Below are 23,022 nucleotides of genomic sequence, written 5' to 3'. Positions count from 1 at the left end.
CATCCGACATCGCCGCGAGCCCAGCGGGGGGTAACGCTGATAGTGGGGCTCATCATGTTGTTGCTGCTGACTCTGGTAGTGGGCAGCGCCTTTACGCTCAGCGGCACCAGCCTCAAATCGGTCGGCAATATGCAGATGCGTGACGAAGCGATAGCCGCCGCCAATATTGCAATCGAGCAGGTGGTGGGTTCGCCCTTCACCAATGCGCCCACTGCCGAATCCATAGATGTCGACATCAACAATGACGGTGCCACGGACTACACCGTCGCTATCGCGACGCCGGTTTGCATCAGCGAATCCGAGATTCCTGCCGTAGCCACGGGGAAAGAGAGCGGTGTTCGCGCTGGTGTTGTGACGCCTGATTCACAGTGGAGCACCGTTTGGGCGATCAATGCCCAAGTCAATGATCCGGCCAGCGGTGCACTGGCAACCATACGTTCGGGGGTGCGCGTGTTGCTCACCGAGGCCCAGAAAAATACGGTGTGCCCCTAGTAGGGGGGCCTTGCAGGAGACCGCCATGAAGACGCTTTTCCGGTTGCTGGCCGCAACGCTATTGGCTGCACACATGCCCGGTCATGCGGAGGATATCGACCTCTTCGTCGGTACACCGCCGAGCGCGACCGATGTGCCCAATGTGTTGATCATTCTGGATAACACGGCGAACTGGAATACGCCGTTTTCCAATGAGATGGCGGCGCTCAGTTCGGTCATCTCCGGCTTGCCAGCGGATAAGTTTCGGGTGGGCCTGATGATGTATACCGAGACGGGCGGCGGCAACTCGGGGAACGATGGTGCCTACGTGCGCGCCGCGATTCGCTTGTTGGATAGCACCACCAAGACCAAGTACCAGGCGCTGGTAAACAGTTTCGACTCGGGCAATGACAAGGGCAACGCAGGCAAGAGCGCCAAGGCCATGGCCGAGGCCTATCGCTACTTCTCTGCCGGGGCGCCCTATGCCGGTAACAACAAGAACAAAACGGATTACAGCGGGAACGTTTACAACCCCAACCCGGCGGCTGTAGGAGCAGCCCTGGCCCCCTCGCGGGCAGTCTGGGCTCTGCCGGGCAATGCGCTGGCCTCCAAGGCCGGTACGACCTATGCCAATCCTATAGTTTCGGGCTGTGCCAAGAACTTCATCATTTTTATCAGTAATGGTGCCAACCAGGACAGCAGTAACGACACCAAGGAGGCCGAGGATCTGCTGGTGGCCGCCGGCGGTAGCAAGGCGGTAATTCCCATTTCACCCACGGGCTCCCAAGACAACGCCGTGGATGAGTGGGCGCGCTTTATGAAGAAAAGCAGCCTGGGCATCACCACCTACACAGTCGACATCAACAAGGTCACGACCGGCCAGGGGCCAGGCTGGACAGCCCTCTTGAAGAGTGCTGCGAATGTAAGCGATGGCAAGTATTTCGACGTGACCGCAAGCGGCACGCAGATTGCGGATGCCTTGAACTCGATCTTTTCCGAAATCCAGTCGGTCAACAGCGTATTCGCTTCGGTGAGCTTGCCCGTCAGTGTGAACACCCAGGGCACCTATCTCAATCAGGTGTTTATTGGCATGTTCCGTCCCGACCAGGACTCCTTCCCGCGCTGGGCCGGCAACCTGAAGCAGTACAAGCTGGGCCGTACCAACGGTGTGCTCAGGCTGCAGGATGCGGCCGACAATGCAGCCATCAATGCCTCGACCAACTTCATTACCGAGTGCGCCCGCAGCTTCTGGACCCCTACGACAACAGACAACTACTGGGCGTTCAAACCGCAAGGCGCCTGTCTTGCGGTCGCTGACTCGGATGTATCCAATTACCCGGACGGCAACGTGGTCGAGAAGGGCGGGCAGGGCTATCTGCTGCGTAGCAATACTGCGCGTACGGTCAAGACCTGCGATCCATCTTTCGCTTCCTGCACCGGCTTGACCGACTTCAGCACGGCCAATACCGCGATTACTACGGCCTTGCTCGGCGCAGCCGATGCAACTGAGCGCAATACGTTGATCGACTGGGCGCGCGGACAGGACCTGAATGACGAAGACACGGACGCAGTTACCTCGGGGGAAATGCGTCCTTCCTCCCATGGCGACGTCGTGCATTCGCGACCCGTAGCCATCAACTATGGCACCGAGGCTTCGCCCCAGGTGGTGGTGTTTTACGGTGGCAACGATGGTGTGCTTCGCGCCATCAATGGCAATCGCACTGCCAGTAACGGTACTGTAGCCGCGGGGGGCGAGTTGTGGGCTTTTATCCCCCCAGAGTTCTACGGCAACATCAAGCGCCTGCGTGACAACACCACGACTATCAGCTATCCGGGTACTACTGCTGTAAGCCCGCCACCAAAACCGAAGGCGTACGGTATCGATGGCCCCATAACCGCTTTCAGGGGCGCTATCGGGGGCGTCGACAAGACGTTCATTTATACTGGCATGCGCCGTGGTGGTCGGGCGCTCTATGCTTTCGATGTCACCAACCCAGCTAGTCCGTCCCTAAAGTGGAAGAAGGGCTGCCCGAATCTTGCCAACGATACGGGTTGTACGACTGGCTTGAGCGAAATAGGCCAGACCTGGTCGTCAGCAACCGTGATGAAGGCCTCGGGGTACGGCTCTGGTGCCTCCCCCATATTGCTTATGGGCGGTGGTTATGACGCTTGTGAGGATGCCGACCCTAATACCTGCACTGCTTCCAGCAAGGGCAATAAAATTTATGTACTGGATGCTGACTCCGGTAGCCTGTTGCATACCCTGAATACCGATCGCAGCGTGGTCGGGGATGTCACCGTCGTGCCGGACAGCAGCGGCCTGGCTGTCTATGCCTATGCCGCTGATATGGGAGGCAATGTTTACCGGATAACCATCGGCTCGGCAGCTCCTGCAAGCTGGACTATTACCAAGATCGCTTCGCTCGGCTGTGATACCACGGCAAGCTGTACGGCAAATCGGAAGTTCATGTTCGGCCCCGAGGTGGTGCTGTCGGAAGGTGCGTACTTTCTGCAGCTTGGTTCTGGCGACAGGGAGAAACCGCTGACCAGTTTTACCTCGGCAGCAGGGGTTGCCAATTACTTCTTCAACTTGAAAGATGTGCCAACGGATGCCGGCTGGTTGACTTCGGAAAGCTCGACTTGCTCTGCAAGCGTGATATGCATGGACTCGCTGCTGGCTATTGACAGCAGTGCGACGCCCTCTCAGGCGGATCTTAATAGCAAGCCGAAAGGTTGGCGCCTGGGGCTGGCCTCAGGCGAGCAGGTGGTGACCTCCGCCGTTACAGTGTTCGGCCAAGTGGCGTTCAACACCCACCAGCCAACTGCGCCCTCGCCCGGCAGTTGCACAAGTCTTGGTACCAACCGGGCCTATAGTATTTCCTATAGAGATGCCTCGGGCCTTACAGGTGACCGTTTCGTGGTGCTTGAGGGCGGGGGGCTTTCGCCGTCTCCTGTGGCCGGTACGGTCAAGCTCGATGATGGCGAGGAGGTGCCTTTTATATGCATGCTGGATTGTTTCGAGCCGCCTCCTGAATTCTTGTCCGAAGCGCGGCCCAAGGCGCGCGTTTTCTGGAATATCGAACAATGAGTTGGAATCGGCGAATGGGTGGGCCTCCGCGACTTTCCGGGGGGCGCGCGTGGCGAACCTCCAGGCAACTCGGATTTACCCTGGTCGAGCTGATGATCACGCTCGCAGTATTTGCGGTTCTTCTGGCAATCACTGTGCCCTCCTATAACGATATGACGCTCGGTAGCAAGCTGCGCGCCCAAGCCAATGAGCTTGTCTCGGGCGCGGTTTTGGCGCGTAGCGAGGCGATCAAGCGCAACTCTGTGGTGAGCATGTGCGTCTCCGCGGATGGCGCCAGTTGTGTTGCCGGAGGCTGGGAGCAAGGTTGGCTGGTGTTTCACGATGCTGATAACGACGCTGTCCTGGATGTAGGCGAGACGGTGCTCCTGCGTCATGGGGCGGCCCCCTCCGGCTTTAGAATCAGCGGTACGGTCGCTAGCCTGGCATTTCAGGCGACGGGTGTCGGCTCTACTGCTGCGGTCTTGACGGTCTGTCGTGCGCTACCAAGCGCGGGCAGTCAGGAGCGGGTCGTGAGCGTGACTGCGACGGGGCGTGCTTCGGTAGAGCGAACCAACGCCGCCGTCTGCCCGTAAGGTCCTGGCGTGATCGGCTGGGGGGCTAGGACTCCTTGCCCATAACAGAAACGGCACAATCACCGCGGCCGCAGGCGAGTGATCAAGCTATCCGGCTGACATTCCCCCTGTCCTTAGCCCCGTCAAGCCAAGTGTTTGACGGGGCTTCTTGGTTCCGTCCCTCTAGATCAAACACCTCGTCTGTGCGGCCGCTCACACTCAAATGTGGGCTGAGGTCGCAGTTATCTGTGATGGCAATTTAAAACGACCGTACCACTCGGGTATGATCCGGGGGTGCGCGAGAACCGTTGATCTGGAATTTTCGACCGTTTGTCCATGGATGGGCGTTGGCAGGGAAGGGAGAGTCCGGCCCGTGCGCGCTATTTGATGACATCTATGGAGTGGATGCGATGTCGCAGAAAGGCTTTACGCTGATCGAGCTGATGGTCACGCTTGCCGTGCTTGCGGTGCTGCTCGGCTTGGCCGCGCCCAATCTTTCCGAGTTGCTGCGCAACAATCGGGCGGCGACCGAAATCAACTCGTTCGCCAGCATGTTTGCCTATGCCCGCAGAGAAGCGGTGCAGCGAGCCCAAACCACCAAGTTGCAGGGGCCACTGGCTGCCGACGGCAGTTGGCAGGTGCTCAGAAACAGTGACGATCTCGAGCTTCGTCTGTTCCCGGCGCTGACCTCGTTTAACGTCAATCCAGCGGGTGTGCAGACTCTCCTGTTCGATTCCCAGGGCCAGCTGATCAGTGCAGCTGCGGTCACTTTCGACTTGGTGGTCAAGGATGCTGCCCTCAACTGCGCCACGTTCAACCGTACGGTGGTCATCGAACTGTCCGGGGCGGCGTCCATCAGAAAGGGGGGCTGCTGATGGATCGGCAATCCCAGCGTGGCGTCTCGCTGATCGAGGTACTGGTGTCGATTCTGATCTTCTCGGTTGGGCTATTGGGTTTGGCTGCGCTGCAGCTCAATTCGATGAAGTCCAACCAGACCGCTGCCGTACGCTCCCACGCGACTTTTCTGGCCTACGAGATGGGCGATCGCATGCGTGCTGCGCGAGGAGATGCGCTGGCCGGCTTCTATAACCTGGCAGTCGGGGCTGCTCTGCCGTGCAAACCGAAAGAGGAAACGTGCCTTCCCTTTCAGCGCGATCTCGCGGAGTGGCGCGCCAATCTTGCGTCGCAATTGCCGAACGGAGATGGCGGTGTCATGCAAAACGGCGATCAGTTCACCGTCATCGTGCAATGGAGCGAGGAACGCGTAGGTGGCAGTGCCGCTCAGCGCTTTTCCTTTGTCACTCGGATCTGACGGAGAAGATATGCGGACTCAACGAGGCTTGAGCCTGATCGAGCTGATGGTGGCCATGGTCATTGGGCTGTTGATCAGCGGTGCGGTTCTCCAGGTGTTTCTTAGCAACAGGAACACCTTCCTGATGCAGAACGCGAGCGGTCACATTCAGGAGAATGGTCGCTTCGCACTGCAGTATTTGGCTGCCGAGATCAGGCCGGCGGGTGTCGGCATGGGCGTGCGCCTCCCGGAGGAGAGCATCTGCGTCGTCGCCAGCAATGGTGCCACGAGCGAATGGAGCGCCATGAACCGCCCCGTCTGGGCGCAGCGGGTTACGGCCGGGGGGGCGTTGGGGGCTGTCGGCACGGACCAGTTGTCGTTGTTCGTCAACGATAATTGTGGCGCATTTCTAACGGCCGGAGAGATTCTCAAGCCGGCGAGCAACGCCAATATAAAGGTCACCCGTTACTGTCCTAGCATGGCGCAGAATCGCGCGGTGATGGTCATGGACCTGGAAAAGGCAGTGATCATCCGGGTCAGCAACAAGCCTAATTCTACCGGCAATGGCGCAGTTACCCTGACTCACGCTGCAGGCAACAACGACAAGGCCGCCGCCTGTGGTGGCTTCAAGTTTTCCGATATCGCCTTCACTGATCCGGCCCGCGTCGTGGGTTTCAGCAGCAAGATCTTTTATGTGGCCGACACGGGGCGCAAAGATGCCAGCGGGCAGCCGACTCGTGCCCTCTTTGCCCGGGATGTTTCGACTATTCCGGCACAAACCATGGAAGTTGTGGCTGGCGTGGAGTCCATGCGCACTCGCTACGGGGTCGCGAGTGCGAATAGCGTCGGCGTGCAGTCCTATCTCACCCCGGCCGAGGTCGAGGCCTCCAAGCGCTGGGGGGATGTTCGTACGGTGAAGATCGACCTGCTGCTGGTCAGCGATATTCGCGCACCGGGCGCCGAGGCGCAGGACGTCGTGTTCGATGGGCAGGCCGTCGCTGCGGATGGCAGGCTGCGCCAAATATTCAGCACCGTGGTGGCTCTGCGCAACCGGATCGACTAATGAGGCAAAGGATGAGTAAGCGAAAGGAGGAGGGCGCCGTGTTGCTGGTGTGCCTGGTGATGCTGTTGATATTGACGATCATCGGGGTTTCCTCAATGTCGAACAGTACCCTGCAAGAGCGCATGGCAGGGGGCGCGCGCGACTACAACCAGGCGTTTCAGGCCGCCGAGGCAGCGCTGCGGGTGGGCGAAGCCTATGTCCGGCAGCAGGTGGAGGCGAGCGTCGATCCCACTCTGCTGTTTCAGGCGGCCACGGATTGTCCGCTGGTGACGGCGGCGCAGTGGTCTCCGCCGGCCGACCTGATCGGCAAACCAAGGCAGCCGGGCTGTCAGGTGATGAATTTCTACGGCAACTCGGGAGGGGCGACGTCATATGTCTGCGAGACCGATGGCTCGATCGCCGAAAACCGGGCGTTCGACTGTTTGAGCCGGACCTATTTGTTCAATGTCGAGGCCGCCGGTTATGGCAGTGGTGATCTCGAAGTCCGTCTTCGTTCGACCATCGCCATCGCTATTAGCGGTCAGAACTGATCAGAAGGATGCTGAGATGAGTGCGTCGAAACATTTGGGTTCTGCCTGCGCGCTGCTTGCCGGGTTGTTGATGCTCAGCGGTGGACAGGATGCCAAGGCGGCTTTCACGCCTTCGCAAGTGCCTTTGAGCCTGGGCGGCCAGGTTGAGCCCAATATCTTGTTTTTGCTGGATGACTCCGGGTCAATGCGCTATGGCTTCATGCCCGATGAGCTGAAGCCAAGTTACCTTGAGCGTAGCGGCAGGTACTACGACGGTAGCGAGTGTTCGGGGAAAGGCAGCTACGCGGGGAGCGACATCGTCTTCTGTCCGAAGGCCGGGCATCGTTATCTGGCTTCCAGCCATTTGAACAAAACCTATTACGACCCATCGGTTACTTACCTGCCTCCGGAAAAAAGTGATGGCACGCGCTTTCCCAATGCGACGTTCAGTGCGGCATTGGTGGATGGCTATGCGGGGACTGCCTCTGTCAACCTGGGCACTAACTACATGGCGATGATGGATGATTTCTATTCTCCGAATAGCCGGGAGTGTGCGAACTGGAGTTGCAGCAAATACCGCTACTTCAATGGCTTCGCCGTCGGCGCGGTCTCCGGCGGAGTGGCCGCCTTCTATTTCGATTATGTCGGTGGTGCTGGTTGCAGCAGTGATCCGCGCAAGGATGTCTGCTACGTCGAGCGCAGTGTCGGTTTGACGGAGCAACAGAATTTCGCCAACTGGTTCTCCTACTACCGTACTCGCCTGATGATGGCCAAGGCCGGGGTCAGTGAGGCGTTCGTCAAGCAGCCTGCCGATATTCGGCTGGGCTATGGCGCGATCAACCAGTCTGGCAATACGGTCGATGGCGTCGCCAATACCGACTCGATAGTGCGCGGCGTCCGGCGTTTCGAGGGGGCGGGGAGAACGGCATTCTTCGATTGGCTATTTGCCGCTCAGGCGAGTGGCGGCACGCCTTTGCGCAGGGCCCTGGGTGATGCCGGCCAATACTACTCGCGACAGGATCAGCAAGGCCCCTGGAGTTCGACTCCGGGGCTGGCAGGGGGCGATGCCTACGCCTGCCGGCAGAGCTATACGATCCTGACCACCGACGGCTACTGGAATGGCGCAGCGGCCGCGGAGCAGCAGGCTCAGGGCAATGTGGATAACCAGAACGGTCCGAGCATCTCCGGCGCCGATGGCCAGTCGTACAGCTATGTGCCCAAGGCGCCGTTCAGTGATAGCCACTCCAATACCCTGGCTGACGTTGCCATGTATTACTGGAGCCGTGACCTGCATACGGGCCTGGCCAACCGAGTGCCGATCGATCCGGCGGATCCGGCCTTCTGGCAGCATATGGTGACCTTCGGCGTAGGGCTTGGCGTCACGGGCTCCATCGCCCCGCAGACAGCATTCGAGGCGGCCAAGAATGGCACGCTGGTCGACTGGCCCGACCCCGGTACCGACGGCAACAACGCTGCCAAGATCGACGATCTGCTGCATGCCGGGGTCAACGGGCGTGGCGGCTTCTTCAATGCACAGAGCCCTAGGCAGTTCGCCACTGCCCTGAGCGAGACCCTGTCCTCGGTGGCCAATCGCACGGGCTCCAGTACCGCCGCGGTGCCCACGGCCAGGCGGCTGGACGCCAATACCTTGGTCTACGAAGCGCTGTATTCCAGTGCCGACTGGTCCGGAAAACTGCTAGCCAAACGCCCTACGCAGACCAGCAACGGCATGGTGTTCAAGGAGGTATGGGAGGCCGGCAGTCGGCTGAGCTACTTAGGGCGGCGCCTGTACTCCCATGATGGCGCCGGTGGCGTGGTGCTGTCCTGGGGCAGTCTGTCGACGCCGATGAAAGCCCACTTCGGCAACTCCGAGGCGCTGTTCCGCTACCTGATGGGGAGCCGTGTCGATGAGGCTCCAGCAGGGCTCAAGTATCGCAAGCGCAGTACGGTGCTAGGCGATATCGTCAACTCCACCCTGGTGATAGCCAACAAGCAGGACTGGGGCTTTCACGGCCGGGTGCCGGTCCCCAGCAGCGGGCAGACCTATGCACAGTTCCTGGCGACCAAGGCGGCTAGGACGCCGACCCTGTTCGTCGGGGCCAACGACGGCTTCCTGCATGCCTTCAGTGCGGACAGCGGCGACGAACTCTTCGCCTATATGCCCAATGGCGTGCTGCCTGGGGTCAAGGAGTTGGCCGACGGCAACTACAAGCACCGTTACTTCGTCGACGGCAAGCTGCATATCCGTGACGCCGTGCTCGGTGGCGGATGGAAGACGGTGTTGCTCGGCAGTCTCGGGGCGGGAGGCAAGAGTGTCTTCGCCCTGGACGTGACGGACACCAGTGCGGCGGGCTTCGATGCCGGCAAGGTGCTCTGGGAGATCAAGGACGATGCCGACCTGGGCTACAACTTCGGCGAGCCCCTGGTCGGGCGGATGAAGGACGGCAGTTGGGCGGCGATCTTCGGCAACGGTCACGGCAGCGCTAATGACGACTCGGTGTTGTTTGTCGTCAACCTGGCCACCGGCGCCGTCAACAAGGTGCGGGCGGGAAGCGCAACCGGCGGGCTGTCCAGCCCCTCTTTCGTCTATGCGGTGGATGACGGCGGCAATATCTATGTCAAGGACGTATATGCCGGCGACCTCAGCGGCAACCTGTGGAAGTTCAACCTCAAGTCCACTGGCAGCGGGGTCGGCGACTTTCAGGTCAGCCTCAAGTCGGGAGGGCAGCCGCAGCCCCTGTATGTGGCCGCCGATGCCGCGGGCAAGCGGCAGCCGATTACGGTCAAGCCCGAGATCGCCTACCACCCCGATGGTGCAACGAGTGGCGTCATCGTCTACTTCGGAACCGGGCGGATGTACACGGCAGGCGATGTGAGCGACAAGGGCGGGCAGACGTTCTACGGCATCTGGGACAAGCTGGGGGCGGCAGGGGCTTCGACTGCCTTCAGCGGACGCTCTGCCCTGGATGGGCGTTCGATTCGCTTCGAGGGGACGGCGTTCGGGCGCGAGGTGCGGGTGTTGGATAGCACGGCGAGTGCCGATGGCATCGACTGGGCGACAAAGCGCGGCTGGTATCTGGACCTGCGCTCACCGGTCAAGGGCGCGGAGGGGGAGCGGGTGATCTACGCCCCACGTATTCTGCTCAATCGCCTGGTGTTCGAAACGGCCATCCCGTCGGCGGACCCCTGTCAGGCGGGGGGCTCGGGCTGGACCATGGTGGTGGACTTGGCGACAGGCGGTCGTCTGCAGTATGTGTTGTTCGATATGAACGGGGACGGCAAGTTCGATGAGGCCGACAGCGTGATCGATCAGAACGGTGACAGGCTACCGGTCTCGGGGCTCGGTTCGAGCGGCGCTATTCCGACGGGCTCGTTCGATCTGCTCGGTGGCCAGAAGTACTGGCTGTGTCGTGGTACCGGGGTGGATGACTGTATTCCGGCGGCCAATACGCTGGATACCCTCGAAGGGCGTCAGTCCTGGAACCAGATCCGATGAGACGGGACGAGGGCTTCACCCTGATCGAGTTGATGATAGTGGTTGCGGTGCTCGGCATCTTGGCCGCCATCGCTTACCCCAATTACACCGAGTACATGGACCGGGCGCGTCGTGCGGAGGCCAAGACCGCGCTGATGGAGGGCGCCCAGGCACTGGAGCGTTACTACTCGGTCCATGGCTCCTATCTCGACGCCGATGGCAACTTGGCCCAGGTGTTCTCCGCCCAGGCGCCGGCCACCGGCACGCCCAACTACACCCTCGCGGCCGAAGGGGTCGCTACCGCGACCAACTTCATGCTGCAGGCCACGCGGGTCAACAGAATGGCCAACGACCCCTGCGGAGACTTCAGGGTTTCCCATGCGGGGGCGCGCACCCTGGCGGGAGCCACTCGTACAGTGACTGCGTGCTGGTAGGGCTCCCTGGGGTGTCGTATAACGGGCCGCTGTTGCGGCCTGTTTGTTGGAGGAGCTATGCGAGTCTTGGTGGTGGGGGCGGGTGCTATCGGGCTGCTATCGGCGCGGTTACTGGCCGAAGCAGGAGCCGAAGTGTGCCTGGTTGACCAGAGCGTGACGGGGGGGGAGTCTTCCTGGGCCGGGGGCGGCATCGTCTCGCCCCTCTACCCTTGGCGTTACAGTGCGGCGGTCACGGCATTGGCGCACTGGTCGCAGGACTATTACCCGCGGCTGGGGGAGAAGTTACGGCACGACTCGGGAGTCGATCCCGAGGTCCATGTCACCGGGCTCTACTGGCTGGACCTGGAAGATGAGGCGGCGGCCCTGGCATGGGCGGCGCGCATGCAGCGGCCTCTGCTATCTGTGCCGATCGAGACGGTGCGCCGCGCGGTCCCTGCATTGGCCTCGGGGTTCTCCCGGGCGTTGCATATGCCGGATGTAGCCAATGTGCGCAATCCTCGTTTGGTCAAGGCCCTGCGTTTGGCTTTGCTGGCGATGCCCAACGTCACCTTGCACGAGCGCTGCGCCGTGACGGGCTTTATTCGAGAGGCGGATCGGGTCTGTGGTGTGCGCACTGCGGGCGGGGATATCCGGGCCGACCGGGTGGTGGTCGCGGCCGGCGCCTGGAGTGGCGAGCTGCTCAAGGGCCTTGGCATCGAGCTGCCGGTAGAGCCGGTAAAGGGGCAGATGATCCTGTACAAATGTGCCGAGGATTTTTTGCCGAGCATGGTGCTGGCCAAGGGGCGCTATGCGATTCCACGGCGCGACGGCCATATCCTGATCGGCAGTACGCTGGAGCATGCCGGCTTCGACAAGACGCCGACCGAGGCGGCCTTGGCCAGCCTCAGGGCCTCGGCCGAGGCCTTGTTGCCGGCCCTGGCCGAGGCCGAGCTGGTGGGGCACTGGGCGGGGTTGCGTCCGGGCTCGCCGGAAGGGGTGCCCTTTATCGGCCGGGTGCCCGGCTACGAGGGGCTGTGGCTGAACTGCGGCCATTATCGCAACGGCCTGGTGCTGGCCCCGGCATCCTGTCGACTGTTGGCCGACCTGTTGCTGGATCGCACGCCGATCATCGACCCCGCCCCCTATGCGCCGGCAGGGCGTTTGCACTGACGGGCTGAGGCCTCGCGCGACTGCCGCCGCGGTGCTTCAACGGGGCAGCGGCGTCAGTCGATCCCCAGCTTCTTCAGCCGGTAGCGCATCGAGCGGAAGGTCAGGCCCAGGCGCTGGGCGGCGGCGGTGCGGTTCCAGCGGGTCTCTTCCAGGGCCTGCATGATCAGCTTGCGCTCGATGTCCTCCAGGTGGTCTTCCAGGTTGTCGATCTGCGCCAGGCTGGCCTCGCCATTCTCGCCGCCCGGGCTGGCGTCGGCCAGGCGCAGGTCGCCGGCCCTGATGCAGTCGTCCTCGCACAGGGTATAGGCGCGCTCGAGCATGTTCTCCAGTTCACGCACGTTGCCGGGGAAGCGGTAGTTCTTGAGCTTCTCCAGGGCCTCGGTCTCGAGCCGGGCGGCGTTCAGGCCGGTGCCTTCGGCGAGGCGCTTGAGCATGGCCTCGGCCAGGCGGGCGATGTCTTCGCGACGCTCGCGCAGCGGCGGCACGCGCAGTTCGATGACGTTGAGGCGATAGTACAGGTCCTGGCGGAAGCGTTCGGCGGCCACTTCCGCGGCCAGGTCCTTGTGGGTGGCGCAGAGGATGCGCACATCGACCACCGCTTCCTGCTGGCCGCCGACGGCGCGCACGGCCTTCTCCTGGATCGCCCGCAGCAGCTTGACCTGCATCGGCAGCGGCAGGTCGGCGACCTCGTCGAGGAACAGGGTGCCGCCATTGGCGGCCTGGAACAGCCCTTGTTTGTCCTCGACGGCGCCGGTGAAGCTGCCTTTCTTGTGGCCGAAGAATTCGCTTTCCATCAGCTCCGAGGGAATGGCGCCGCAGTTGACCGGCACGAACGGCTGTTCGCTGCGCGGCCCCTGCTCGTGGATCAGGCGGGCGACCAGCTCCTTGCCGCTGCCGGATTCGCCGCTGATGTACACCGGGGCCTGGCTGCGGGCGAGCTTGAGGATCTGCTTGCGCAGCGTCTGCATGGGCGGCGAGTCGCCGAGCAGGCGGCTGTCCACCGGCGTGCTTTCGCCCTCCGTGGTGTGCAGGCGCAGGGCCGCGGCGACCAGCTCGCGCAGGCGGCCCAGGTCCACCGGCTTGGTCAGGAAGTCGAAGGCGCCGGCCTTGAGCGCGTTGATCGCGGTGTCCAGGCTGCCGTAGGCGGTGATCATCGCCACGGGCACCTGGGGGTGGCGCTGCTGGATGTGCTGCACGAGGTCCAGGCCGCTGCCGTCGGGCAGGCGCATGTCGGTCAGGCACAGGTCGAAGGGCTCCTTGGCCAGCCACTCGCGCGCCTCCTTGACGTTGCGCGCGCTGCGGGTGTCGAGCTTCATTCGCCCCAGGGTGATCTCCAGGAGTTCGCGGATATCGGGCTCGTCGTCGACGATCAGGGCTCTCTGGCGGTTCATGTTCAGCTCAGTTTGCGCGGGTGGGCAAAGGTGATGCGAAAGCAGCAACCGCCGCCCTCGCGGGGTTTGTAGTCGAGGCGGGCCTGGTTGCTCTCGCACAGTTCGCGGGAAATATACAGGCCCAGGCCGGTGCCCTTGTTCTCGGTGGTGAAGAAGGGCTCGAAGATGTGATGCAGTTGCTCGGCCGGCACGCCCGGGCCGTCGTCGAGTACCTCGAGTACCGGCAGATCGCTGTCCGGGTCGCGGAACAGCTTGAGCCAGACCTGGCCCTGGCGGTGCTGGCGGGCGCTGTAGCGCAGGCCGTTCTGCACCAGGTTGGTCAGGACCTGGGTCAGTTGGTGCGGGTCCATGCGGGTCTGGATGGTGCCGGCCTGGGTCTCCAGGTGCAGCGTCTTGTCGGGCGAGGCCGAACCGCGGAACTCGCTGGCGAAGCGGTGCAGCCAGTACTTCAGGTCGAGCAGCTGCGGCTCGGCCTGGCGCCGGCGCGACAGCTGCAGGACGTTCTCGATCACCAGGTTCATCCTGCGCGAGTGGTCCTGGATGATCTGCGCCAGGCGCTGGTCGGGGCCCTGCAGGTCTTCCGACTCCTGCAGCAGCTGCGCGGCGTGGCTGATCGCGCCGAGCGGATTGCGGATCTCGTGGGCGATGCCGGCGGTCAGCCGGCCCAGGGAGGCGAGCTTGAGCTGTTGCGCCTGCTGGGCGACCTGGGAGATGTCGTCGAGAAACACCAGGGTCTCGCGCTGCTCGCCGCGTTGCAGGGGAATGAAGCTCGGCTGCAGCACCGGGCCGTCGGCCTGGGCCTGCAGATTGGCCGGGCGCAGGGTCGGGTTGTCCAGCCAGTGCTGCAGGCGCTTGACCAGCTCCGGGCAGTGCGGGTCGAGGATCTTGCCGGCCAGGGCTTCGCGGCCGAGCAGGGTCAGGGCGCCCTGGTTGGCCAGGAGCACGCGGTGTTGGTCGTCCAGCACCAGGATGCCGGTGCGCATGCGTTGCAGGATCAGGGCGTTGAGGGCCTCGAGGCTGGCGACATCGGCGGCCCGTTGCTCGGCCAGGCTCTCGCTGGCGTGCAGGCGCCGGGTGATGCCCTGGACGAACAGGGCTGCGGCGAAGCACAGCGCGCCGAGGGCGCCGACCTGCACGTACTGGGCGGCGGCGGCCGGCCGGCTGAGGCTGAGGTAGAAGGTCAGGTAGATCAGGCTGATGGCGGCGATGGCGGCGATCAGCAGGCCGATGCGTCCACGCAGCATGATATTGGCGATGGCCACCGCGACGATCAGCAGCGCGCCGATGCCGCTGGGAGTGCCGCCCGCGGCATAGAACAGGCCGGACAGCAGGATCACATCGACCAGGGCCAGGCTGAACACCTGGATCAGGCTGCGGGGCCGTTGCACCACCACCGCCACCAGGATGTTGAGGATCAGGTAGAACCAGCTGCCGTTGCGGAACAGGTCCGGGTGGGCCAGGTCCAGCAGTTCGCTGTCCAGGTCGCTGGAGATCAGCAGGACCAGCACCAGGCCGATCGCCAGGCGGTACAGGTGATAGAGCCGCAGAATGCGCCGGCCCTGGACCCCGCCGAGGGACAGGACCTCAGCGCTCACCGGACTTCGGGCCTTGTTCCAGGTGGGCCTGACTGCAGTACCAGCGGGCATCCTGGTTGAGCGCGTCGTCCCGGGGCACGTGCACGCCACAGCGGGCGCAGCGCACCATGGGGGCCGGTTGCGCATCGGTCCTGCCGGACGGGCGGGGCGCGCGGATAAAGCGGCGCCACAGCCAGTAGGCGGTGGCGACGATGGCGATCAGGATCAACAGGCGGAACAGGCCCATAACGCTCTCTTCTCCAGTAAGGCCTGGCAGTTTAGCCAAGCTCGCCGGTGCCGCACAGCCGGCAAAGCCGATGCTGCGCATTGTTTCCACAGGGGGCGATGCGGGACAATGGCGCTCATGCAGCGGTGCCGTCGATAGGCGGTGGCGCGGATGGGAATATTCTGGTGTGGAGACGGCCATGAGCCAAACCCTGCGTGTCGTGATGGCCCAGTTGAACTTGCGCGTCGGCGATGTGCACGGCAACGTCGAGCGGATAATCGAGGCGGCCTGCGGCGCCCGCGATCAGTGGCAGGCGGACGTCATCGTCTTCCCCGAACTGGCGCTGTGCGGTTACCCGCCGGAGGATCTGCTGCTGCGTTCGAGCATGCAGCTGCGCATCGAGCAGGCGCTGCAGCGTCTGCAGGAGCAGGTGCGCGGCATCTATCTGGTGGTCGGTTACCCCTGGCTGGAGGATGAGCTGCGCTACAACGCCTGCGCGGTGATCGCCGATGGCCAGTTGCTGGCCAGTTACTACAAGCAGAAGCTGCCCAACTACCGGGTATTCGACGAGAAGCGCTATTTCGAACCGGGCAACGAACCCTGCGTGGTGGACATCAAGGGCGTGCCGGTGGCGCTGACCATCTGCGAGGACATCTGGTTCGTCGAACCCATGGCCCAGGCGCGGACGGCGGGCGCCCAGCTGATGCTGAGCCTGAACGCCTCGCCCTTCCACCTGGACAAGCAGCGCGAGCGCGAGGAAGTGCTGGCCGAGCGGGCCCGCGAAGGGGCGATGCCGATCGTCTACGTCAACCAGGTCGGCGGTCAGGACGAGCTGGTATTCGATGGCGGCAGTTGCGTGGTCGATGCCGGCGGCGAGGTGTGCCAGCGGGTCGGTGCGTTCAACGAGGGCCTGTACCCGGTCGACCTGCAGGTCGGCGACGAGGGCGTCGTCCCGCGACCGGCCACCCGTGCGCCACTGCCCGAGCTGGAGGCCAGCGTGTACCAGGCCCTGGTCGTCGGGGTGCGCGACTACGTGCGCAAGAACGGCTTCAAGGGCGTGGTGCTGGGGCTGTCCGGCGGCATCGACTCGGCCCTGACCCTGGCGGTGGCGGTCGATGCCCTGGGTGCCCAGCATGTCGAGGCGGTGATGATGCCGTACCGCTACACCGCGCAGATCAGCCTGGAGGACGCCGAGGCCGAGGCCGAGGCGCTGGGCGTCATCTATCGGGTGCTGCCGATCGCGCCCATGGTCGAGTCCTTCATGGGGACCCTGGCGCCGGTGTTCGAGGGCCTGGGGCGCGACACCACCGAGGAAAACCTGCAGGCCCGCTGCCGCGGCACCCTGCTGATGGCCATCTCCAACAAGAAGGGCTATCTGGTACTGACCACCGGCAACAAGAGCGAGATGGCGGTCGGTTACGCGACCCTGTATGGCGACATGGCCGGCGGTTTCGACGTGCTCAAGGACGTGCCCAAGACCCTGGTGTTCCGCCTGTGCGAGTACCGCAATACCCTGGGGGCGGTGATCCCGCAGCGGGTCATCGACCGGCCGCCATCGGCCGAGCTGGCGCCGGACCAGAAGGACGAGGATTCCCTGCCGCCTTACCCGGTGCTCGACGAGATCCTCAAGCTGTATATCGAGCACGACCTGTCGGCCAACGCCATCATCGCCGAGGGCTTCGACGAGGACACGGTGCGTCGGGTGTTGCGCCTGGTCGACCTCAACGAATACAAGCGGCGCCAGGCCGCAGTCGGGGTGCGCGTGACCCAGCGCGGTTTCGGTCGCGACCGCCGTTATCCGATCACCTCGGGCTGGCGCATCGGCGACTGAGGGGGCGCGAACAGCACCCATGAAAAAGGGAGGCCAGAGGCCTCCCTTTTTCATTGCGGCTCGGCACCGTCAGTCGAACAGGCCGAACGTCAGGTAGCTGAACCAGGAGCGCCCCTTCTGCGTCTCGGTCGCCTCCTGCTGTGGCGACTTGAGCTCGTCGGGGATCTGCTCTTCGGCGTCTTCGTACTGGCGGATCACGTCCTGGCTGGCGCGGGTCTCGCCCGGCGGCAGCGGGGTGTCGCTCTCGATCAGGCCGAGGGTGGCCTTGGCCAGCCAGGAGCGGCTGTCGAGCTCTTCCTCGCGCGGCACGAACTGGCCGTCGACCAGGCTCGGGTGGTCCGGGTAGTTGAGCTTGAGGGTCTCCAGGCTGGTGGCCGCCAGCTCGTCCAGGGTCAGGCGCTGGTAGGCCTCGGTCATCACCGCCAGGCCATCGCCGACCGCCGGGGTCTCCTGGAAGTTCTCCACCACGTAGCGGCCGCGGTTGGCAGCGGCGACATAGGCCTGGCGGGTCAGGTAGTAGTGGGCGACGTGGATCTCGTAGGCGGCCAGCAGGTTGCGCAGGTAGATCATGCGCTGCTTGGCGTCCGGCGCGTAGCGGCTGGTCGGGTAGCGGCTGGTGAGCTGGGCGAACTCGTTGTAGGAGTCACGGGCGGCGCCCGGGTCGCGCTTGGTCATGTCCAGCGGCAGGAAGCGCGCCAGCAGGCCACGGTCCTGGTCGAAGGCGGCCAGGCCCTTGAGGTAGTAGGCGTAGTCGACGTTGGGGTGCTGCGGGTGCAGGCGGATGAAGCGCTCGGCGGCCGAGCGCGCCGCTTCCGGCTCGACGTTCTTGTAGTAGGCGTAGATCAGTTCCAGCTGCGCCTGTTCGGCATAGCGGCCGAAGGGATAGCGCGACTCCAGGGCCTTGAGCTTGCTGACGGCGCTGGTGTAGCTGCGGCTGTCCAGGTCGGTCTGGGCCTGCTGGTACAGCTCCGTCTCGCTCAGGTTTTCGTCCACCACCTCGTTGGAGGAACAGGCGGCGGTAAGGGCGAGGATGGCGATCAGCAGCAGGTGTCTCACGTGCATGGCGGCTTGCGTCCCTGTGACGGCGGCTGTCTTGCGCAAAGCCGTCCTGTTATGATGAGCGCCCCCGGTACCCCTGGGGCAAAGACGCCGTATTTAACCACAAGCGTGTAGCCGAAACCAAAAGTCGGGTCGGTTGACGTTTCATTGTGGCCGCGCCGGCGGCTCGCTTTACGCAGGGCAAGGCACGAGGAGAGAAGTTTGGTTGTTCCAAATGAACGACGAGTAACGCCGGCCTGCGTAAAGCGAGCCCCGGCCCTTCGGGTTGCGCGGCAAATTAAGCCAGGCTGTGTTGCGGAACTTGCCAAGGGCGCGACCATTGGCGGCGTTCCGCGCCTTGCCTGGCTTAATTTGTCGCTGCAACGCGGCGCACAATGAAACATCAACCGACCCGTAGGCCCCCGCCGTTGCCGAGCATGTCTTCTATCAATAAGCAGGCCATTCATTTGACCGCCGAGGTGCCGTCCGATCTGGGCGGGCAACGCCTCGATCAGGTCGCCGCCCAACTGTTCGCCGAGCACTCGCGCTCGCGCCTGTCCGCCTGGATCAAGGAGGGGCTGCTGACCGTCGATGGCGAGGTGCTGCGCCCGCGCGACATCGTCCACGGCGGTGCGCAGCTGGAACTCTCCGCCGAGCAGGAGGCCCAGGGCGAGTGGATCGCCCAGGACATCGAGCTGGACATCGTCTACGAGGACGACCAGCTGCTGGTGATCAACAAGCCCGCCGGGCTGGTGGTGCATCCGGCCGCCGGGCACGCCGACGGCACCCTGCTCAACGCCTTGCTGCACCACGTGCCGGATATCGTCAACGTGCCGCGCGCCGGCATCGTCCATCGCCTGGACAAGGACACCACCGGCCTGATGGTGGTGGCCAAGACCATCCAGGCGCAGACCCAGCTGGTCGACCAGTTGCAGAAGCGCACGGTCAGCCGCATCTACGAGTGCATCGTCATCGGCGTGATCACCGCCGGTGGCAAGATCGAGGCGCCGATCGGCCGCAGCTCGGCGCAGCGCCAGCGCATGGCGGTGACCGACGGCGGCAAGCCGGCGGTCAGCCACTACCGGGTGCTGGAGCGCTTCCGTTCGCACACCCATACGCGGGTCAAGCTGGAAACCGGCCGCACCCACCAGATCCGCGTGCACATGAGCCATATCGGCTACCCGCTGGTGGGCGATCCGGTCTACGCCGGGCGCTTCCGCATTCCGCCGGCGGCCAGCCCGACCCTGGTGCAGAGCCTCAAGGAGTTTCCGCGCCAGGCCCTGCATGCGCGCTTCCTCGAGCTGGACCACCCGGTGACCGGCAAGCGCATGAAGTGGGAGTCGCCGCTGCCGGACGACCTGGTCTGGCTGCTGAGCCTGCTGCGCCAGGACCGCGAGGCCTTCATCGGGTGAGCGCCTGGGGCCATGACTGGCTGATCCCGGACTGGCCCGCGCCGGCGCGGGTCAGGGCCTGCGTCAGCACCCGCAGCGGTGGCGTCAGTCTGCCCCCCTTCGACAGCCTCAATCTCGGCGAGCACGTCGACGACGACCCCGTCGCCGTCGCGGAGAACCGTAGGCGCCTGGTCGCCCGGCTGGGCTGCCGGCCGGCCTGGCTGCGCCAGGTGCATGGGCTCGCCGTGGCCCAGGCCGATCCCGGGGGCGTGGCCGAGGCCGACGCCAGCTGGAGCGCGAGCCCCGGCGTCGCCTGCGACGTGATGACCGCCGACTGCCTGCCGGCGCTGTTCTGCGATCGCGCCGGCAGTCGGGTGGCGGCGGCCCATGCCGGTTGGCGCGGGTTGGTGGCCGGGGTGCTGGAGGCGACCCTGGACGGCCTCGGCTGCGCGCCGGAGGACGTGCTGGTGTGGCTCGGTCCGGCCATAGGCCCGCAGAGCTTCGAGGTCGGCGCCGAGGTGCGCGAGGTGTTCGTCGCGGCGCAGGCCCAGGCCGCCGACGCCTTCGTGCCCAGCGCCAACGCCGGGCGCTTCCTCGCCGACATCTATCGGCTGGCGCGCATCCGCCTGGCGGCCCGCGGGGTGACCGCGGTGTCGGGCGGTGGCCTCGACACCTACCATGATCCGCGCTTCTTCTCCTACCGCCGCAACCCGCGCACCGGCCGTTTCGCCTCGCTGATCTGGCTGGCCGACTGACCGGGATCAAGGCCGTGCGGCTTGAAACCCGCACAATCGTCCTTATCTAGTCCTCATCTCGGCAGGTATTTTCTCCGGCCTATTCGGCGTGCCGGCCTGCCCATTTAAAGAAAGGATGACGCCATGCGAATCGAACGTTTGACCAGCAAGCTGCAGCTCGCGCTGTCCGATGCCCAGTCCCTGGCCGTCGGCCTCGACCATGCGGCGATCGAGCCGCTGCACCTGATGCAGGCCCTGCTCGACCAGCAGGGCGGCTCGATCAGGCCGCTGCTGATGCAGGTGGGCTTCGACGTGGCCAGCCTGCGCAAGGCCCTGACCAAGGAACTCGACCAGCTGGCCAAGATCCAGAACCCGACCGGCGATGTGAACCTGTCCCAGGACCTGGCGCGCCTGCTCAACCAGGCCGACCGCCTGTCCCAGCAGAAGGGCGATCAGTTCATCTCCAGCGAACTGGTGCTGCTCGCGGCCATGGACGAGAACACCAGGCTCGGCAAGCTGCTGCTCGCTCAGGGGGTGAGCAAGAAGGCCCTGGAGAACGCCGTCGCCAACCTGCGCGGCGGCGAGGCGGTGAACGATCCGAACGCCGAGGAAGCCCGCCAGGCCCTGGACAAGTACTGCATCGACCTGACCAGGCGCGCCGAGGAGGGCAAGCTCGATCCGGTGATCGGCCGCGACGACGAGATCCGCCGCACCATCCAGGTGCTGCAGCGGCGCACCAAGAACAACCCGGTGCTGATCGGCGAGCCGGGGGTGGGCAAGACCGCCATCGCCGAGGGCCTGGCCCAGCGCATCGTCAACGGCGAGGTGCCGGATGGGCTGAAGGACAAGCGCCTGCTGGCCCTGGACATGGGCGCGCTGATCGCCGGGGCGAAGTTCCGCGGCGAGTTCGAGGAGCGCCTCAAGGCGGTGCTCAACGAACTGGCCAAGCAGGAAGGGCGGATCATCCTGTTCATCGACGAGCTGCACACCATGGTCGGCGCGGGCAAGGCCGAGGGCGCCATGGATGCCGGCAACATGCTCAAGCCGTCCCTGGCCCGCGGCGAGCTGCACTGCGTCGGCGCCACCACCCTGGACGAGTACCGCCAGTACATCGAGAAGGATGCCGCCCTGGAGCGGCGCTTCCAGAAGGTGCTGGTCGACGAGCCGAGCGAAGAGGACACCATCGCCATCCTCCGTGGTCTCAAGGAGCGCTACGAGGTGCACCACAAGGTGGCCATCACCGACGGCGCCATCATCGCCGCGGCCAAGCTCAGCCACCGCTACATCGCCGACCGCCAGCTGCCGGACAAGGCCATCGACCTGGTCGACGAGGCCGCCAGTCGCATCCGCATGGAGATCGACTCCAAGCCCGAGGTGCTCGACCGCCTGGAGCGCAGGATGATCCAGCTCAAGGTCGAGGCCCAGGCGCTGAAGAAGGAGGACGACGAGGCGGCGATCAAGCGCCTGGCCAAGCTCAACGAGGACATCGCCCGCCTGGAGCGCGAGTATGCCGACCTGGAGGATATCTGGAAGTCGGAGAAGGCCGAGGTGCAGGGCTCGGCGCAGATCCAGGAGAAGATCGAGCAGGCCCGCCAGGAGCTCGAGGCGGCGCGCCGCAAGGGTGACCTGAACCGTATGGCCGAGTTGCAGTACGGCGTCATTCCGGACCTTGAACGCAGCCTGCAGATGGTCGATCAGCACGGCAAGACGGAGAACCAGCTCCTGCGCAGCAAGGTCACCGAGGAGGAGATCGCCGAGGTGGTGTCCAAGTGGACCGGCATCCCGGTGGCCAAGATGCTCGAGGGCGAGCGCGACAAGCTGCTGAAGATGGAGGGCCTGCTGCACCAGCGGGTGATCGGCCAGGACGAGGCGGTGGTCGCGGTGGCCAACGCGGTGCGTCGCTCCCGTGCCGGGCTGTCGGACCCGAACCGGCCCAGCGGCTCCTTCCTGTTCCTCGGCCCGACCGGGGTGGGCAAGACCGAGCTGTGCAAGGCGCTGGCCGAGTTCCTCTTCGATACCGAGGAGGCGCTGGTGCGCATCGACATGTCCGAATTCATGGAGAAGCACTCGGTGGCCCGTTTGATCGGCGCGCCGCCCGGCTATGTGGGCTACGAGGAGGGCGGTTACCTGACCGAGGCGGTGCGCCGCAAGCCCTATTCGGTGGTGCTGCTGGACGAGGTGGAGAAGGCTCACCCGGATGTGTTCAACGTGCTCCTGCAGGTGTTGGAGGACGGCCGCCTGACCGACAGCCACGGGCGCACCGTCGACTTCAAGAACTGCGTGCTGGTGATGACTTCCAACCTCGGCTCGACGCAGATCCAGGAGCTGGTCGGCGACCGCGACGCCCAGCGGGCGGCGGTGATGGATGCGGTGGGCAGCCATTTCCGTCCGGAGTTCGTCAACCGCATCGACGAGGTGGTGGTGTTCGAGCCCCTGGCCCGCGAGCAGATCGCCGGTATCGCGCAGATCCAGCTGGGCCGCCTGCGTCAGCGCCTGGCCGAGCGCGAGCTGAGCCTGGAGCTGAGCGAGGAGGCCCTGGACAAGCTGATCGCCGTGGGCTACGACCCGGTATACGGCGCCCGCCCGTTGAAGCGGGCGATCCAGCGCTGGATCGAAAACCCGCTGGCGCAGTTGATCCTCTCCGGCCGCTTCGCGTCCGGCGGCAGTGTGAGTGCGAAGGTGGAGGGCGAGCAGATCGTCTTCGCCTGAGGAGGGGCCGGCGCCCGCTGTGCACCGGCCACCCGCGGCGCCGGGGTGGCCAGGTCCTGGGCTTGAGGTCTGGCGCGCGGGTGGCGGACGCTGAGCG

The 23,022-nt window shown here is 64.4% G+C and carries 18 protein-coding genes; 14 read left to right on the top strand and 4 right to left on the bottom strand.

Going from position 1 to position 23,022, the window contains the following annotated elements; translation table 11 throughout:
• Window positions 1-54: 54 nt before the first annotated feature.
• The 10 genes from I0D00_RS18615 (at window position 55) to thiO (ending at window position 12,031) form a co-directional block, all read left to right on the top strand.
• Entirely contained in the window at window positions 55-492 is a 438-nt protein-coding gene (locus I0D00_RS18615) for a hypothetical protein (RefSeq protein ID WP_246533310.1), read from the top strand.
• 25 nt (window positions 493-517) lie between these two features.
• The gene (locus tag I0D00_RS18610; protein WP_213641295.1) at window positions 518-3,559 is read left to right on the top strand and encodes a pilus assembly protein; all 3,042 of its coding nucleotides are present in this window, start codon (window positions 518-520) and stop codon (window positions 3,557-3,559) included.
• Complete coding sequence (locus I0D00_RS18605) at window positions 3,556-4,131, top strand: GspH/FimT family pseudopilin (protein WP_420850822.1); 576 nt, start codon at window positions 3,556-3,558, stop codon at window positions 4,129-4,131. The genes I0D00_RS18610 and I0D00_RS18605 overlap by 4 nt, the downstream gene beginning before the upstream one ends.
• A 389-nt stretch (window positions 4,132-4,520) precedes the next feature.
• Window positions 4,521-4,985 carry a GspH/FimT family pseudopilin gene (locus tag I0D00_RS18600; protein ID WP_213641827.1) on the top strand — a complete coding sequence of 155 codons (465 nt, stop codon included), beginning with the start codon at window positions 4,521-4,523 and terminating at the stop codon, window positions 4,983-4,985.
• Window positions 4,985-5,422, top strand: coding sequence for a type IV pilus modification protein PilV (pilV, locus tag I0D00_RS18595; RefSeq protein ID WP_213641294.1), 438 nt, complete (start codon window positions 4,985-4,987; stop codon window positions 5,420-5,422). The genes I0D00_RS18600 and pilV overlap by 1 nt, the downstream gene beginning before the upstream one ends.
• Window positions 5,423-5,432: 10 nt before the next feature.
• The gene (locus tag I0D00_RS18590; protein WP_274611298.1) at window positions 5,433-6,464 is read left to right on the top strand and encodes a PilW family protein; all 1,032 of its coding nucleotides are present in this window, start codon (window positions 5,433-5,435) and stop codon (window positions 6,462-6,464) included.
• Window positions 6,465-6,475: 11 nt separating this feature from the next.
• Window positions 6,476-6,994 (top strand): pilus assembly PilX family protein, encoded by a 519-nt coding sequence (locus I0D00_RS18585; RefSeq protein ID WP_213641292.1) that lies wholly within the window; start codon window positions 6,476-6,478, stop codon window positions 6,992-6,994.
• A gap of 16 nt (window positions 6,995-7,010) precedes the next feature.
• Window positions 7,011-10,469 carry a pilus assembly protein gene (locus tag I0D00_RS18580; RefSeq protein ID WP_213641291.1) on the top strand — a complete coding sequence of 1,153 codons (3,459 nt, stop codon included), beginning with the start codon at window positions 7,011-7,013 and terminating at the stop codon, window positions 10,467-10,469.
• Complete coding sequence (locus I0D00_RS18575) at window positions 10,466-10,882, top strand: type IV pilin protein (protein ID WP_213641290.1); 417 nt, start codon at window positions 10,466-10,468, stop codon at window positions 10,880-10,882. The genes I0D00_RS18580 and I0D00_RS18575 overlap by 4 nt, the downstream gene beginning before the upstream one ends.
• A 57-nt stretch (window positions 10,883-10,939) precedes the next feature.
• Window positions 10,940-12,031, top strand: a complete 1,092-nt coding sequence (gene thiO / locus I0D00_RS18570) for a glycine oxidase ThiO (RefSeq protein ID WP_213641289.1) — start codon at window positions 10,940-10,942, stop codon at window positions 12,029-12,031.
• A gap of 53 nt (window positions 12,032-12,084) precedes the next feature.
• Here thiO and I0D00_RS18565 read toward each other — a convergent pair whose 3' ends face one another.
• From I0D00_RS18565 to I0D00_RS18555, 3 genes are read right to left on the bottom strand one after another with little or no spacing between them, the layout of a single operon-like run.
• Window positions 12,085-13,422, bottom strand: coding sequence for a sigma-54-dependent transcriptional regulator (locus I0D00_RS18565; RefSeq protein ID WP_213641288.1), 1,338 nt, complete (start codon window positions 13,420-13,422; stop codon window positions 12,085-12,087).
• Window positions 13,423-13,424: 2 nt separating this feature from the next.
• Window positions 13,425-15,017, bottom strand: a complete 1,593-nt coding sequence (locus I0D00_RS18560) for a two-component system sensor histidine kinase NtrB (protein ID WP_338050438.1) — start codon at window positions 15,015-15,017, stop codon at window positions 13,425-13,427.
• Entirely contained in the window at window positions 15,007-15,243 is a 237-nt protein-coding gene (locus I0D00_RS18555) for a PP0621 family protein (protein WP_213641286.1), read from the bottom strand. Before I0D00_RS18555 ends, I0D00_RS18560 begins: the two co-directional genes overlap by 11 nt.
• A gap of 178 nt (window positions 15,244-15,421) precedes the next feature.
• On the opposite strand from I0D00_RS18555, the gene I0D00_RS18550 reads away from it, so the two are divergent.
• A complete protein-coding gene (locus I0D00_RS18550; protein ID WP_213641285.1) occupies window positions 15,422-17,053 on the top strand; it encodes an NAD+ synthase in 1,632 nt (543 codons plus the stop codon).
• A gap of 69 nt (window positions 17,054-17,122) precedes the next feature.
• Here I0D00_RS18550 and I0D00_RS18545 read toward each other — a convergent pair whose 3' ends face one another.
• Window positions 17,123-18,115: an outer membrane protein assembly factor BamD gene (locus tag I0D00_RS18545; RefSeq protein WP_213641284.1), complete on the bottom strand. Its 993-nt coding sequence runs from the start codon at window positions 18,113-18,115 to the stop codon at window positions 17,123-17,125.
• A gap of 413 nt (window positions 18,116-18,528) precedes the next feature.
• On the opposite strand from I0D00_RS18545, the gene rluD reads away from it, so the two are divergent.
• From rluD to clpB, 3 genes are all read left to right on the top strand, one after another.
• On the top strand, window positions 18,529-19,503 hold the full coding sequence (rluD, locus tag I0D00_RS18540) for a 23S rRNA pseudouridine(1911/1915/1917) synthase RluD (RefSeq protein WP_213641283.1): 975 nt from the start codon (window positions 18,529-18,531) through the stop codon (window positions 19,501-19,503).
• Window positions 19,500-20,237 (top strand): peptidoglycan editing factor PgeF, encoded by a 738-nt coding sequence (pgeF, locus tag I0D00_RS18535; protein ID WP_213641282.1) that lies wholly within the window; start codon window positions 19,500-19,502, stop codon window positions 20,235-20,237. The genes rluD and pgeF overlap by 4 nt, the downstream gene beginning before the upstream one ends.
• A 123-nt stretch (window positions 20,238-20,360) precedes the next feature.
• Complete coding sequence (gene clpB, locus I0D00_RS18530) at window positions 20,361-22,925, top strand: ATP-dependent chaperone ClpB (protein ID WP_213641281.1); 2,565 nt, start codon at window positions 20,361-20,363, stop codon at window positions 22,923-22,925.
• Window positions 22,926-23,022 lie beyond the last annotated feature (97 nt).

The sequence above is a fragment of the Pseudomonas lalucatii genome (assembly GCF_018398425.1).
GTDB lineage: Bacteria > Pseudomonadota > Gammaproteobacteria > Pseudomonadales > Pseudomonadaceae > Aquipseudomonas > Aquipseudomonas lalucatii.
Note: the sequence above shows the minus strand (reverse complement) of the source record. Positions and strands in the feature narration are given on the sequence as shown.

Bases quoted from the DNA above. Each gene is read 5' to 3' on its own strand.
- I0D00_RS18615 (WP_246533310.1), top strand. From the start codon at position 55: ATGTTGTTGCTGCTGACTCTGGTAGTGGGCAGCGCCTTTACGCTCAGC.
- I0D00_RS18610 (WP_213641295.1), top strand. From the start codon at position 518: ATGAAGACGCTTTTCCGGTTGCTGGCCGCAACGCTATTGGCTGCACAC.
- I0D00_RS18605 (WP_420850822.1), top strand. From the start codon at position 3,556: ATGAGTTGGAATCGGCGAATGGGTGGGCCTCCGCGACTTTCCGGGGGG.
- I0D00_RS18600 (WP_213641827.1), top strand. From the start codon at position 4,521: ATGTCGCAGAAAGGCTTTACGCTGATCGAGCTGATGGTCACGCTTGCC.
- pilV (WP_213641294.1), top strand. From the start codon at position 4,985: ATGGATCGGCAATCCCAGCGTGGCGTCTCGCTGATCGAGGTACTGGTG.
- I0D00_RS18590 (WP_274611298.1), top strand. From the start codon at position 5,433: ATGCGGACTCAACGAGGCTTGAGCCTGATCGAGCTGATGGTGGCCATG.
- I0D00_RS18585 (WP_213641292.1), top strand. From the start codon at position 6,476: ATGAGTAAGCGAAAGGAGGAGGGCGCCGTGTTGCTGGTGTGCCTGGTG.
- I0D00_RS18580 (WP_213641291.1), top strand. From the start codon at position 7,011: ATGAGTGCGTCGAAACATTTGGGTTCTGCCTGCGCGCTGCTTGCCGGG.
- I0D00_RS18575 (WP_213641290.1), top strand. From the start codon at position 10,466: ATGAGACGGGACGAGGGCTTCACCCTGATCGAGTTGATGATAGTGGTT.
- thiO (WP_213641289.1), top strand. From the start codon at position 10,940: ATGCGAGTCTTGGTGGTGGGGGCGGGTGCTATCGGGCTGCTATCGGCG.
- I0D00_RS18565 (WP_213641288.1), bottom strand. From the start codon at position 13,422: ATGAACCGCCAGAGAGCCCTGATCGTCGACGACGAGCCCGATATCCGC.
- I0D00_RS18555 (WP_213641286.1), bottom strand. From the start codon at position 15,243: ATGGGCCTGTTCCGCCTGTTGATCCTGATCGCCATCGTCGCCACCGCC.
- I0D00_RS18550 (WP_213641285.1), top strand. From the start codon at position 15,422: ATGAGCCAAACCCTGCGTGTCGTGATGGCCCAGTTGAACTTGCGCGTC.
- I0D00_RS18545 (WP_213641284.1), bottom strand. From the start codon at position 18,115: ATGCACGTGAGACACCTGCTGCTGATCGCCATCCTCGCCCTTACCGCC.
- rluD (WP_213641283.1), top strand. From the start codon at position 18,529: ATGTCTTCTATCAATAAGCAGGCCATTCATTTGACCGCCGAGGTGCCG.
- clpB (WP_213641281.1), top strand. From the start codon at position 20,361: ATGCGAATCGAACGTTTGACCAGCAAGCTGCAGCTCGCGCTGTCCGAT.